This is a genomic window from Roseibium sp. SCP14, from assembly GCF_040329475.1.
Classification (GTDB): Bacteria; Pseudomonadota; Alphaproteobacteria; order Rhizobiales; family Stappiaceae; genus Roseibium.
The window spans coordinates 531,856-544,141 of record NZ_JBDZYH010000005.1; the positions used below are offsets into that span (position 1 = coordinate 531,856).

General features: G+C 58.1%; 12 protein-coding genes. 5 read left to right on the forward strand and 7 right to left on the reverse strand.

Going from position 1 to position 12,286, the window contains the following annotated elements:
* Window positions 1-11: 11 nt before the first annotated feature.
* From ABLQ08_RS22540 to ABLQ08_RS22555, 4 genes are all read right to left on the reverse strand, one after another.
* The gene (locus ABLQ08_RS22540) at window positions 12-1,367 is read right to left on the reverse strand and encodes a TRAP transporter large permease (RefSeq protein ID WP_352946692.1); all 1,356 of its coding nucleotides are present in this window, start codon (window positions 1,365-1,367) and stop codon (window positions 12-14) included.
* A 7-nt stretch (window positions 1,368-1,374) separates the two neighbouring features.
* Window positions 1,375-1,884 (reverse strand): TRAP transporter small permease, encoded by a 510-nt coding sequence (locus ABLQ08_RS22545; RefSeq protein ID WP_352946694.1) that lies wholly within the window; start codon window positions 1,882-1,884, stop codon window positions 1,375-1,377.
* Window positions 1,884-2,918, reverse strand: coding sequence for a TRAP transporter substrate-binding protein (locus ABLQ08_RS22550; protein ID WP_352946696.1), 1,035 nt, complete (start codon window positions 2,916-2,918; stop codon window positions 1,884-1,886). The genes ABLQ08_RS22545 and ABLQ08_RS22550 overlap by 1 nt, the downstream gene beginning before the upstream one ends.
* A 447-nt stretch (window positions 2,919-3,365) precedes the next feature.
* Complete coding sequence (locus ABLQ08_RS22555; RefSeq protein ID WP_352946698.1) at window positions 3,366-4,118, reverse strand: IclR family transcriptional regulator; 753 nt, start codon at window positions 4,116-4,118, stop codon at window positions 3,366-3,368.
* A 133-nt stretch (window positions 4,119-4,251) separates the two neighbouring features.
* On the opposite strand from ABLQ08_RS22555, the gene ABLQ08_RS22560 reads away from it, so the two are divergent.
* The 3 genes from ABLQ08_RS22560 to ABLQ08_RS22570 are packed head-to-tail and all read left to right on the forward strand — an operon-like array spanning window position 4,252 to window position 8,374.
* The gene (locus tag ABLQ08_RS22560) at window positions 4,252-5,700 is read left to right on the forward strand and encodes an aldehyde dehydrogenase (protein WP_352946701.1); all 1,449 of its coding nucleotides are present in this window, start codon (window positions 4,252-4,254) and stop codon (window positions 5,698-5,700) included.
* 10 nt (window positions 5,701-5,710) lie between these two features.
* Window positions 5,711-6,634 carry a ketopantoate reductase family protein gene (locus ABLQ08_RS22565; protein ID WP_352946703.1) on the forward strand — a complete coding sequence of 308 codons (924 nt, stop codon included), beginning with the start codon at window positions 5,711-5,713 and terminating at the stop codon, window positions 6,632-6,634.
* Window positions 6,635-8,374 (forward strand): thiamine pyrophosphate-requiring protein, encoded by a 1,740-nt coding sequence (locus ABLQ08_RS22570; protein WP_352946706.1) that lies wholly within the window; start codon window positions 6,635-6,637, stop codon window positions 8,372-8,374. It abuts the gene before it with no gap.
* Window positions 8,375-8,754: 380 nt separating this feature from the next.
* Here ABLQ08_RS22570 and hemA read toward each other — a convergent pair whose 3' ends face one another.
* Window positions 8,755-9,978, reverse strand: a complete 1,224-nt coding sequence (hemA, locus tag ABLQ08_RS22575; RefSeq protein WP_352946708.1) for a 5-aminolevulinate synthase — start codon at window positions 9,976-9,978, stop codon at window positions 8,755-8,757.
* Window positions 9,979-10,170: 192 nt separating this feature from the next.
* Between hemA and ABLQ08_RS22580 the strand changes: the two genes are divergently transcribed.
* Window positions 10,171-10,878 (forward strand): Crp/Fnr family transcriptional regulator, encoded by a 708-nt coding sequence (locus tag ABLQ08_RS22580; RefSeq protein WP_352946711.1) that lies wholly within the window; start codon window positions 10,171-10,173, stop codon window positions 10,876-10,878.
* Window positions 10,875-11,435 (forward strand): DUF4202 domain-containing protein, encoded by a 561-nt coding sequence (locus ABLQ08_RS22585; RefSeq protein WP_352946713.1) that lies wholly within the window; start codon window positions 10,875-10,877, stop codon window positions 11,433-11,435. The genes ABLQ08_RS22580 and ABLQ08_RS22585 overlap by 4 nt, the downstream gene beginning before the upstream one ends.
* Here the strand turns inward: ABLQ08_RS22585 and ABLQ08_RS22590 are convergent.
* Together ABLQ08_RS22590 and ABLQ08_RS22595 are read right to left on the reverse strand one after the other, a co-directional pair.
* Entirely contained in the window at window positions 11,425-11,697 is a 273-nt protein-coding gene (locus tag ABLQ08_RS22590) for a hypothetical protein (protein WP_352946715.1), read from the reverse strand. The genes ABLQ08_RS22585 and ABLQ08_RS22590 overlap by 11 nt on opposite strands.
* Window positions 11,698-11,718: 21 nt before the next feature.
* Window positions 11,719-12,285, reverse strand: a complete 567-nt coding sequence (locus ABLQ08_RS22595; RefSeq protein ID WP_352946717.1) for a cytochrome c oxidase subunit 3 — start codon at window positions 12,283-12,285, stop codon at window positions 11,719-11,721.
* Window position 12,286: the final 1 nt, after the last annotated feature.

Consider the following 12,286-nt stretch of genomic DNA (forward strand, 5'->3'; position numbering starts at 1 on the left):
TTGCAACGTTGCTACCGCAAAATCTGCGGTAACCACAATGTCAGGGCCGGGAAACTCACCAGCAGAATAACCCTCACGATTTCAGCCCCGAAGAAGGGGGCAACGCCCTTGAAGGTCTCGATCATCGGCGTGTCGCGGGCAAGCGAAGATATCACGAAGACGTTCATTCCGACGGGCGGCGTGATGAGCCCCAGTTCAACCACGATCAACGCCAGCACACCGAACCAGATCTTCAGATCCTCTGTGCTCATGCCGAAACCGGCGCCCTCCGGACCCTGATAGATCCCGCCATTGATTTCCACCAGCACCGGCCAGAAGAACGGGATTACCAGCAGGATCATGGAGAGGCTGTCCATCAGGCAGCCAAGCAGGATCAGGGCAACCAGCAGAAGAATGAGAACCGTCATCGGTTCCAGACCGGAGCCCGCAATCCAGGTCGCGGTCTGCTGCGGCAGACCAACCCGTGACATGAATATCTTCAAGAGTTCCGCCCCAAGTATGATCAGGTAGATCATGCCGGAGGTTGACGCGGTTTCCTTCAGTGCGGCGACCAGGTCCTTCCCACTCAAATTGCCTTGGAGCAGGCCGAACAGGAGAACAAGAAACACACCGACAGCAGCAGCTGGAGTCGGGTTGAAGAAACCGAAATAGATGCCACCTATGACAAGTCCGAAGATGATCAGGACCGGGATCATTCCCGCCGTGGCCTCGACGAACTCGGTCCGATCGGGCGTGCCACCCTTAGGTCCCGCCTCGGGCTTGATCGCCACATAGATTGCAATTGTCAGCAGGAACAGAACGACTGCCAGCAGTCCGGGCAGGAACGCCGCCATGAACATGGTGACGATGTTCGCCTCGACGATGATGGCATAGATGATGAGGACAACCGATGGCGGGATCAGGATGCCGAGAACGCCGCCAGCGGCCAGGGTCCCCGTCGCCAGCGCGCCGGAATACTTGTAGCGGCGCAATTCCGGCAGGGCGACCTTGCCCATGGTGGAAGCGGTTGCCAGCGAGGACCCGCAGACCGCACCGAAACCTGCGCATCCGGCAATTGCCGCCATGGCAGTGCCGCCGCGCAACCATCCGAGCCACGCGTTCGCTCCCCTGAAAAGGGCCTGACTAAGCCCTGTCTTGGAGGCAATAGCCCCCATCAGGACGAACATCGGCACCACCGACAGGTCGTAGATGGAAAACTGGCCGTAAGCCAGGGTCTTGAGCTGGCTCAGTACGAGCGCCGGCCCGTTCAGCATCATAGTGCCGACACCGCCAACCAGGATCATGGCATAGGCAATCGGCATTCTGATCGCGATCAGGAAGATCAGCACCGCAAGGCCGCCCAGCCCCAACAGAAGAGCGTCTGCCATCTTGTTCTTATCCTTTCGACAGCGCGTTGACGTCACGCATGAGCGTCACGAAGGCAGCTAGTGCCAGCAAGGCCAGGGAGATGAGAATCGGGATAAATGCAATCCAGTGCGGAAACTGCAGGATCGTCGTGGTGTAGTCGTATTCCTTCTGGTCAAGCATGCCGTAATACATGCGCCAGATAAGCAGAATGGCGAAGCCCAGGGCCACCAGCGACCCGAGCATCGTGAAAAACGCAATGGTGCGCTTGGATGCGGCTGCGGTGAAGATATCCGCCGAGACATTTGCGCCGATAAGCTGGCAATAGGGCAGAAACGCAAAGACGGCGACCGCAACACCGACTTCGGTCAATTCAAAGTCACCCGGAAAAGGCGCGCCGAAGATCGAACCGATGATCGACAGCATGTTCACGCCAACCACCAGGAGCAGGACACCGCCTCCCAGGAGTGCCCAGAAGGTTATCAGGCGACTGGCAGCCCCGGTGAAACCGGAGCTGCTTTCCTGTTGAATATCGGGCATCAGTTCGAAGCGTTCTTCGCAACCGCAGCTTTGGCCTTGTCGACCAGAGCCGCCCCATCAATGCCTTTTTCGGAAACTTCCTCGACCCAGCGGTCGACAACCGGTGCAAGCGTTTCGTTGAAGACGGCAGTTTCTTCCGGTGTCAACGTGATGTGCGTGTTGCCAGCCTTGGTGGCGAGCCCAATGCCGAAGTCATCCGCACCTGCCCAGATGTCTCCAACCTGCTTGACCCAGTCCTTGCCGGACGCATCCCTGAAGGCCTGCTTCACGTCATCCGGCAGACTTTCCCAACGATCCTTGTTCATGGAAACCTGGAAGACGGTGGTGCCGAAGCGCTCCTTGTCGGCGCCTTCGATCTGGAATTCGGTCTGTTCCTGGATCTTGAGCGGCGGAATGATCTCCCACGGAATCAGGGCTCCGTCGATGACGCCCTTTTGCAGCGCGGGCGGCAGTTCGGGAACCGGCATGGCAACCGGCGATGCGCCCAATGCTTCAATCACCCAGGCCCCCGTGCGGGTCGGGATGCGCATCTTCTTGCCTTCCAGATCCGCCGGCGAGCGTACTTCCGTGTCGGTCATGTGAATGCCCTGCCCCGCATGGACGTGCAGGAACATGACTTCGACACCCTTGTACTCGTCCTTCAGGTCACTTTCGTAAAGATCCATCAGCGCCAGGTTGGTCGCCGCCGTGTCGTTCTTGTGAACACCCGGCAATTCGAAAACCTCCGAACGCGGGAACAGGCCTGGCGTATACCCGTTCACGGTCCAGACCAGATCGACAACACCGTCGCGGACCTGATTGATCAGCTCCGGCGGGCGGCCACCCAGGGTCATTGCCGGATAGATTTCAATTGCGACCTTGCCGCCAGAATTTTCTTCAACCTGCTTGGCCCAGGGCGCCAGCATCTTGGAATGGGCCGGAGCCTTTTCACCCAGGAAATGGTGAAGTTTGAACTCGTAATCCGCGGCAACGGCCGACGATGCACCGAGTACAAAAAGCGCGGTTCCCAATATCGCATTCTTGATGTTGCTCATGATTCCTCCTCCAAGCGAATTCCAATTACCGATGAATGATGCGTGGTCGATCCGACAGGGTCACGGTCTGCGTTTCATCGGTGATTTTTCCCGTCATTCTCTAGATAGCCGACCTTAGCAGGGGCGATTGCAAGTCCGGTCAATTGCAGTCCTTTGCTTGCCTGCGACCACCGGCTTCTTCCAGCTTCTCCGTTCATTTTTATTTGCCTTGTTAAATATTGTCAAATTAAGCAAACGGATAGTGCTGCGCAACCAGGTGAATTGACCCGACAGTTTGAGGTAGCAAAGGTCCGGTACGAGATCTCCCGTTGGTCCAAAACCTTTCACTCCTCCGCAAATCATCTTCACTAATTAATTTGGTAATGTAAATTGAGATATCGGGCCATATACTTTCCAATTTCGGAAATAAAAATCCTTCTTCCCTTGCCATGTCCGAACAAAGCGATCTCACCGCCATTTGCTGCTGATTTCAGATGAGGCCGCGAGCAGACGGCCTTTTGCGCGCTCGACAAGTGCGGCATCAAACCGGCTCAACATGCCGAAAGCCGACAGTGACAGGACCATGTCTCCCTCCGCGTTCCAGACCGGCACGGAAACCGCGGCAATATCCGGCTCGTTGTCGCCAAGATTAAGCGCGTATCCCTCTCCCCGGATGGTTTCCAGGTCGTTGGCGAAACCGGCAGGGTCGATCTGTTTTTGAGAATGCGCTCTCAGAACCGCTCCGTCCTGAAGATGAGAAGCCCGTGCCTCCGGTGTCATATGAGCGAGCCAGAGCCTGCCCTGAGCAGAGTGCTGAAACGGCAGAACGGTTCCCGTCTTCACAACGACCGAAATCGACCGCTCGCTTTCGGAGACTGAAACGCAGACCGGTCCAAGCCGGTTCAGCCGGCAGGCCATAACGGATTCGTTCAGGTCTTTGCTTACCGCATCGAGAACCGGTTTCACCATGACCGGCAACGGATTGGTGAGTTCGGCAAGACGCCCCAGTTCCTCAAGCCTGGGTCCCAGGCCAAAATGCCCCCGGCGCAAGCTGGTGAGAGCTCCGACATGTTCCAAGGTCAGCAGGAAACGATGCGCGGTGGATGTATTGAGCCCCAATTTCTGCGCGACAGTCACCGCTGAGAGTTCCGGCTGATCTTCGTCGAACAAGCGCAGAATTTCAAAGGCTTTGATCAAAGATCCGTTTAACGGTGTGCTCATCGGATGCCCCTTTCCCTATCTTGCCGGCCTGCTCAAGTCACATCGTAAGCCAATGCCCCGGTCTTGACGAACTCGACACACAAGATCATTATATGAAATATATATCTTATATAATGAGATTATGGAGTTTGCAATGGATATCGGTCTCTTTATCGGCAACGAGGATGTTCCGGCAGATCGAGGTAGAAAATTCGACCGCAGATCGCCTGTAACCGGCGATGTGGTCACAACCGCCGCCTCTGCGGGGGCCGAAGATGTCGACATTGCGGTCATGGCCGCTCAGGAAGCCTTCCGGACCTGGTCCCAGACATCCCCAAACCAGCGCCGCACCATCCTGAACGCATGTGCGGACGCACTTGAGGCCCGTACCGATGACTTTGTCGCACTCGGAGTTCAGGAAACCGGAGGCACCGGACCGTGGATCGGCTTCAACGTCATGCTGGGTGCCCGGGTCCTGCGAGAGGCCGCCTCGCTGACAACCCAGATCAAGGGGGAAATCATTCCCTCCGACAAGCCGGGAACCTTCGCCATGGGGTACCGGCAACCTGTTGGCGTTCTGGTCGGCATGGCGCCCTGGAATGCCCCGATCATTCTGGCCGTCAGAGCCTTTGCGATGCCCGTTGCCTGCGGCAATACCGTGATCCTGAAGGGATCCGAGAAGTGCCCGGCGCTACACAGGCTGATCGGCGATTGCATGAAGGCCGGAGGTTTGCCGGAAGGCGTTTTGAACATTCTTCTTCACTCTCCCGAGGATGCCCCGGAGGTCGTGAACGCGCTGATCGATCATCCGCTGACAAGGCGCATCAATTTCACCGGCTCAACCCGTGTCGGACGGATCATCGCCGAACGGGCGGCCAAGCACCTGAAACCCTGCCTCCTGGAACTCGGCGGCAAAGCGCCTCAGATCGTCCTGGAGGATGCGGACCTTCCGGCAGCCGTCAACGCCGCAGGCTTCGGAGCCTTCATGAACCAGGGCCAGATTTGCATGTCGACGGAAAAGATCGTGGTTCTGAACGAGGTCGCTGACGAATTTGCCGATGCATTTGCCGGAAAGGCCGACAGCCTTCTGACCGGAGACCCGGGAGACCAGGTGCATCTGGGATCGGTCGTTGATGTCGACACAATCCAGCATGTGAAATCGCTGATCGAAGACGCTATTGCCAAGGGAGCGAAAGTCATCGCCGGCGGCGCGCCCGACCAGGGCACGATCATGCCGGCCACCGTCGTCGATCATGTCACACCGGAAATGGACATCTATTCTGCGGAAAGCTTCGGCCCGGTGACCACGATTGTCCGCGCCTCAAGCGAGGCCGAGGCAATCAGGATTGCCAATGACACCGAATACGGCCTGACCGCATCCGTGTTCAGCCGAGACACCGGCCGGGCCATGGAAGTCGCCAAGCAGATCCAGACCGGGATTTGTCACATCAACGGACCGACGGTCGGCGATGAGGCGCAAATGCCGTTCGGCGGCACCAAGGCATCCGGCTATGGCCGTTTTGGTGGTACCGCCGCGATCCCCGAATTCACGGAACTTCGCTGGATCACCATAGAAGACCCGAACCAGCACTACCCGATCTGAGGACTGGACAATGCGCATAGCAATACTCGGTGCGGGCGCCCTCGGTTCGGTCATCGGTGCCTTCCTGTTCCGTGAAGGCCAAGACGTTTCGCTGTGGGACATCAACATGGATCATCTGCAGGCGATCGGAAAGAACGGGCTCCTTTTCGACGGACCGGCAGGCCGCGAGACATTGAACATTCCGGCAATGCGTCCTGACGAGGCGATCGAAACGCCAGATCTCATCGTTCTGCTCACCAAGACCATTCATACGGACGGGGCGCTGTCCGGCATTGCCGCCCATATCGAGGCGGGGGCCCGGGTCCTGACACTGCAAAACGGGTTGGGAAACGCCGAGCAGGTGGCAGCCCGGGTACCAGCCGACCGGCTGTTTTATGGCTGCACCATGATGCCCGGACGCTTCATTGCGCCTGGCCACGTCGCAACGCAGGGAAACGGTTCGGCCACCTTCAAGGCATATGCGCCGGAGGGAGAGCCCTTTGCCCGCGAAATCGCAATCGACGGAGGCAGTTTTTCACTGTCTCTGTCGGATCGGACGGATCAGATCATCTGGGAAAAGGCGGCTTTCAACTGTGCCATGAACACCTGCGCGGCGCTGACCGGCGCGCGCGTCGGAGACTTCGAGGCGCATGCGGATATTCATGATCTGCTGCATGCAATCGCAGCGGAAGTCGTTGCCGTGGCCCATGCACAGAACGTCCCCGCCAGCCTTGAAGCGGTGCAAGGCCAGATCGCCCATGCACTGGCCGAACACACCGAACACAAGCCATCCATGCTGCAGGACCTTGAGGCAGGCAGACCGACTGAAGTCGGCAGTCTCAGCGTTATGGTTGCCGAAAAGGCTCGTAACACAGGTGTTGCCGCACCATTGAACACCGCCCTTGCAGCATTGGTTGGGCTGAAGGCCGATCTTGTGATCAGGGAGGCCATGTGAATGACCTTGAAGGAGAATGACATGAGCCGGGACACGGGATCCATTTCGGCGGGTGGCGCCATTTTCGGCAAGATGAAGGCTCTCGGCATCGACTATGTCTTCGTCAATTCCGGAACCGATTTCCCGCCGATCATCGAAGGTATGGTGGCAGCTTCACACGAAGGGATTGAACTGCCCACGGCGGTCATCGTTCCGCATGAGCATGTCGCGATGGGAATGGCGCACGGTTACTACCAGATTTCCGGAAAGATCCAGTCGGTCATGCTGCACACGAATGTCGGTCTTTCCAATGGCGTGACAGGTGCGATCAACGCGTGGTGCGACCAGGTCCCCGTCCTGATGATGTCGGGGCGGACGCCGGTGACCGAAGGCGCAAGGTTTGGCGCACGCACGGTTCCCATCGGCTGGGGTCAGGAGATGTTCGACCAGACAGCCCTGGTTCGGGAAGTCACAAAGTGGGACTATGAGCTTCGTTTTCCCGAACAGGTCGCGGAACTCTTCGACCGGGGCTGGGCCATTGCCAATTCCACACCAAAGGGCCCTGTTTATCTCAGCTTGCCCAGAGAAGTCTTGTGTGAGCCAACGCCCCCGGCGGGGTTGAATGCTCCTTCAAGTATGGCTCCTGTCATCACTGCGGCGACCGAAGGTGACATCAAGGCGGCGGCCGACCTTCTGGCTGGCGCTGAAAAGCCGTTGATCATCAGTCAGCGCGGTGCCGGGTCCGAAGAAGCATTTGCGGCACTACCGCAGTTTCTTTCCGAGTGGGCGATCCCGCTTTCTCATTACTGGGCAAACATGTTGTCCGTCCCCATGTCCCACCCGATGCAGATCGGTTCGGCACCGGAAGCGATGCTGGCCGAGGCCGACGTTGTTCTGGTGATCAACGCCCTGGCGCCATGGTGGCCGGACAAGGTGACATTGCGCGACGACGTCAAGGTTATCCAGTTGGGGCCTGACCCGCTGTTTACCCGGACCCCGATCCGTAACTTCCCGGCTGACGTGACCCTGGCCGGAGAGACAGCGGACACGCTTCTGGCGCTGATCGCAGAAATGAACCGGCGCTCCAAAGACGACACCTTCATCGAAAGCCGCAGACAGCGCATTTCTGAAATTTCGGCAGCAAACCGGCAGGCTGTCACTGAAAAGGCGGAGCGCGGCAAGAACAGTCCGATGACCAAGGAATGGGTCAGTCATTGTCTGGGCAAGGCCATCAAGGGGCGCAAGGCATCGGTATTCCACGAGCTGGGATGTCCACTGGATCAACTCGACCTCGACAGTCACAACAGCTATTTTCAGGAGCCCTACTCCGGAGGTCTCGGCTGGGGACTACCGGCGGCACTCGGCGCACAGCTTGCCGATCGCGACAGGCTGGTGTTCGCGACGATCGGAGATGGTAGCTATATGTTCGCCAATCCGACGGTTTGCCATCAGGTTGCCGAGGCACTGGAACTTCCTGTCATCGTGCTGGTGCTCAACAATGAGGAATGGGGTGCTGTTCGTCATTCGGTGGTAGGAACCTACAAGGGTGGTCTTGCGCACCAGGCGAATGAGGTTCCGCTCACCTCGCTCAAACCGAGTCCCGATTTTGCCAGAACGGCAGAAGCCAGCCGGGCCTTTACCGAGACCATCACCGATGGCGAAGAACTGCCCGGCGCACTGGAGCGCGCCATCAAAGTGGCGACGGAAGAAAAACGCCAGGTTCTCTTCAACATAGCAATCGAGAGAATGAACCCGGCCTGAGCGGACGCCCGTCTGCACGGTAACTCCAAGCGGGCGCCAAAGAAAAAGTCCCTGCCAGAGCGGCAGGGACTTTCAGTTGGCATTTGCCCGGCACATATGGGCAGTTTGCTCAAAAAAACGCGCTGATCCCTTGCGGCGTTTTTTGTTTCCAGGCCTAAAGAGGACGCTTCGGCTTGGTATTTGATTCCGTTTCGACACGATGGTCTTCATCGTGTGCCGGGTCGGGTCCGGTTATGGTGCCGAACCCGAACCGGCTGTTCGACCGCTCCCTTTGGCCTCGTTTTATCGGAGACGGTCAAAACACGTGCACCAGATATTTGCGAAGCCAGAAAACTGCGATTGAGGCGCGTACTCCTTGACTATCATCAAGCCGTGCCGGCTTATTGCGCCGCAATCGGCTGTCGTGCCAGTTGGCACTGGTTCCAGAGGGAATGAAGGGCGGCAACCAGCCGGTCGATATCGGCAGGCGTATGAACCGGCGACGGGGTGATCCGCAGCCGTTCCGTCCCCTTCGGCACAGTCGGATAGTTGATCGGCTGAATGTAGATGCCGAAATCCGTCAGCAACGTGTCCGACAGGAATTTGCACTTTGCCGGATTGCCGACCATCACCGGAATGATGTGGCTCGGATTGTCGACATGCGGGATGCCAAGTGTGTCGAGCCGCCTGCGGACCGTCGCAACATTCGCCTGTTGGGCTTCCCGTTCCACAGAACTTTGCTTCAGATGCTGAATGGATGCTGTTGCGGCAGCCGCAATGGCTGGTGGCAGCGCTGTTGTAAAGATAAAGCCGCTGGCAAAGCTGCGCACGAAGTCACACAATTCCGCCGATGCTGCGATATAGCCCCCGACCACACCGATGGCCTTGCCGAGCGTGCCTTCGATCACCGTCAGACGATCCATGAGCCCCTCGCGCTCGGCGATGCCACCACCGCGCGGCCCGTAGAGACCAACGGCATGCACCTCGTCCAGATAGGTCATCGCGCCGTACTTGTCCGCCAGGTCGCAGATCTCCGCAATCGGAGCAATGTCGCCATCCATGGAATAGACGCTTTCAAAAGCGATCATTTTCGGCTTGTCCGGATCCGCCGCAGCCAGTTTCGCCTCGAGATCTTCCAGATCATTGTGCTTCCAGATCACCTTTTCCGCACGGGAATGGCGTATGCCTTCGATCATCGAGGCATGGTTCAGGCTGTCGGAAAAGACGATGCAGCCCGGAATCTTCGAAGCCAGCGTCCCGAGCGCCGCCCAGTTGGAGACGTAACCTGACGTGAAGACAAGCGCGGCTTCCTTCCCGTGAAGGTCCGCAAGCTCCGCTTCCAACAGAACGTGATCATGGGTGGTGCCGGAAATATTGCGTGTTCCACCGGCCCCGGCGCCGCAACGGTCGATGGCATCGTGCATCGCCGCGATTACCTTGGGGTGCTGCCCCATGCCCAGATAGTCGTTGGAACACCAGATAGCCACTTCGTCAGCATGGTTGTTGTGGGTCCAGACCGCTTCCGGAAAGGAACCGCGTTTACGCTGAAGATCTATGAATACCCGGTAATTTCCCTCTTGTTTGAGCTCGGTCAACCGGTTTCTGAAAAAGGCCTGATAGTCCATGGTATCCTCGCTTTCTCATCTTGCCTGAAAAGCTAGACACCGGACGCGCAGGATTAAATGACTATAGTCAAGTTGTCGGGAAGAAGACCTCCCATGTCCGCATTTCAACGCATGTGACGTGTTGAAGCAGTTGTGTAAGGTGCGGCAACGGAGAGCAGATCCAGATGCTGGATCTGAGAAGGATTTAAGAAGATGCCGAACGAACGCCGCAGGAAGATTGCGCAAAATTCCCTGTTGCTGAAGAGTTTTTCCCAGGAAGTCCAGGACATGGTTCTGAGCATGTCCAGCTGGCGAGAATACGATCGTGGGGAAACGCTCTTCCTGCAGGGTGAAACCGCGCAGGCCATCCACATCGTCACCGAAGGTTGGGTCAAGCTCTACCGGATCGCGCCGAACGGCGGCGAAGCGGTTGTGAACGTGTTTGCCAGAGGGGAAAGCTTCGGTGAAGCGGTTGCCTTCCGAGGTCATGCCTACCCCGTCTCAGCGGAAGCGGTCACCGCCTGCGAAGTCATGCGCATTCCGAGCGTGGCCTTGCTGGAAGCCATGCGCAAGGATCCGGAAATCGCCGTATCCGTACTTGCGTCGACCTTCGCACACCTGCATTCGCTGGTTTCCCAGCTCGAACAGCTCAAGGCGCAAACGGGTCCGCAGCGCGTTGCAGAATTTCTGCTGGAGCTTTGCGAACACGAAGAAGGCAGCTGTGTCGTTACCCTGCCCTACGACAAGTTCCTGATCGCCGGGCGTCTTGGCATGAAGCCGGAAAGCCTGTCGCGCTCGTTCGCGAAGTTGAAAACCGTTGGTGTGCACATCAAACGGAACCACGCTGCAATCGACAATATCGAACGCCTCAGGGATTTCTCTGAAACCGATCCCGTGGAAGCCTGGCACAAAGCACAATGACACGACTCGAATCTGCCCTGAACGCCGTCGATACTGCAAATACCGGCGACCCCAACGATGACGATGGCCAGCCAGCCGCCCTGGTCTACGGACAACGCATGAGCTCAGAGCTGGAAAGGCTTTTTCCGAACGCTTCAGACAGCCTCAGGATTGCCGCCAGAGGTCAGCATATCGAACGGTGGTCAATTGCGAGGAACAGCTACCCGGAAGGCAAAGCCGGATATCACGCCTGGCGCAGGGATCTCGCCGCGCATCATGCCGAACGCGTCGGGGCGATCATGGCCGATGCGGGATATTCCGAGGACGACATCGCAGCAGCCGGCCGAATGCTGCGCAAGGAGGGCATCAAGAAACATGCAGACGTTCAGGCTCTTGAAGATGTTATCTGCTTCGTGTTTCTGAAATGGTATTTCGCCCCCTTCGCCGCAAAACACAGCGAGGACAAGGTCCAGGGCATCGTTGAGAAAACGGCACGGAAAATGTCGGAGAATGCCCGGCACCGGGTCTTGCAGGAATTCGATCTGCCGGAAATGCTGGCGGCGGCCTTCAGGCCGTGAACGCCGGGATCAGGAACAAGGCAAGCAGCAACAGGCTATAGAGCCCCAGGGCCCAGTTGAAGCCGGCGAGCCAGGAAGGTGCCTGCCAGAGGCCCAGATAGCGCGACAAGATAACCCGCGCTTTCATCCAGGCGAAGATAAGGACAAACACGCCAATCGTGCTGGCGCTGACCGCTGCGCCGGCTAGAACGGCTGCCAGGACGGAAGCCCCGCTCAGCAGCAGAAGAGTCAACCAGGCACGTGTTGTCGGGTCGATTGTCATTTCAGGCCTTCGGTCCTCGTTTCAGCCGAGCAGGTAGATCACCGGAAAAAGCAACACCCAGACAAGGTCCACCATGTGCCAGAAGGCCGTTCCCACCTCCAGATTGCGAGGGGCGTCCTTCCAGGCGACAAGGGCGAGAATGGCGATTCCCGCGACCACGTGCGCTGCGTGAAATCCGGTCAGAAGATAATAGAACGTGAAAAGCGGATGAGTTTCGGTCGATATTCCCTCGACAACCAGGTCCGCATATTCATAGCCTTTGACGATCAGGAATACCGTTCCCAGCGCCATGGCGGCCAGGAGATGCCAACGCGCGGCCGCCCGCTTTTCCGCAAGCCTGAAGTCAACGGCCCTTGCCGCCAGAAATCCGCTGGTGATGAGCACGATCGTGTTGATACCTGCAAGTGTCGGATGCAGCTCGGCCCGTGCGGCGGCGAAGCCTCCCGGGTCGAAAATCCGAACACCGAGAAAGGCCGCCAGCCCGGCGCCGAACACCAGCAGCTCGCTGATGATCAGTACCCACATCATCAGGTCGCCGGGCAACTCGTCCAGCGACCCGGCTCGCGTTGCCGCCACCGGGTCGTTCATG

Coding starts and splice junctions, on each gene's coding strand:
- ABLQ08_RS22545 (WP_352946694.1), bottom strand. CDS start 1,884: ATGCCCGATATTCAACAGGAAAGCAGCTCCGGTTTCACCGGGGCTGCC.
- ABLQ08_RS22555 (WP_352946698.1), bottom strand. CDS start 4,118: ATGAGCACACCGTTAAACGGATCTTTGATCAAAGCCTTTGAAATTCTG.
- ABLQ08_RS22550 (WP_352946696.1), bottom strand. CDS start 2,918: ATGAGCAACATCAAGAATGCGATATTGGGAACCGCGCTTTTTGTACTC.
- ABLQ08_RS22580 (WP_352946711.1), top strand. CDS start 10,171: ATGCCGAACGAACGCCGCAGGAAGATTGCGCAAAATTCCCTGTTGCTG.
- ABLQ08_RS22565 (WP_352946703.1), top strand. CDS start 5,711: ATGCGCATAGCAATACTCGGTGCGGGCGCCCTCGGTTCGGTCATCGGT.
- ABLQ08_RS22540 (WP_352946692.1), bottom strand. CDS start 1,367: ATGGCAGACGCTCTTCTGTTGGGGCTGGGCGGCCTTGCGGTGCTGATC.
- ABLQ08_RS22585 (WP_352946713.1), top strand. CDS start 10,875: ATGACACGACTCGAATCTGCCCTGAACGCCGTCGATACTGCAAATACC.
- ABLQ08_RS22595 (WP_352946717.1), bottom strand. CDS start 12,285: ATGAACGACCCGGTGGCGGCAACGCGAGCCGGGTCGCTGGACGAGTTG.
- ABLQ08_RS22590 (WP_352946715.1), bottom strand. CDS start 11,697: ATGACAATCGACCCGACAACACGTGCCTGGTTGACTCTTCTGCTGCTG.
- ABLQ08_RS22560 (WP_352946701.1), top strand. CDS start 4,252: ATGGATATCGGTCTCTTTATCGGCAACGAGGATGTTCCGGCAGATCGA.
- ABLQ08_RS22570 (WP_352946706.1), top strand. CDS start 6,635: ATGACCTTGAAGGAGAATGACATGAGCCGGGACACGGGATCCATTTCG.
- hemA (WP_352946708.1), bottom strand. CDS start 9,978: ATGGACTATCAGGCCTTTTTCAGAAACCGGTTGACCGAGCTCAAACAA.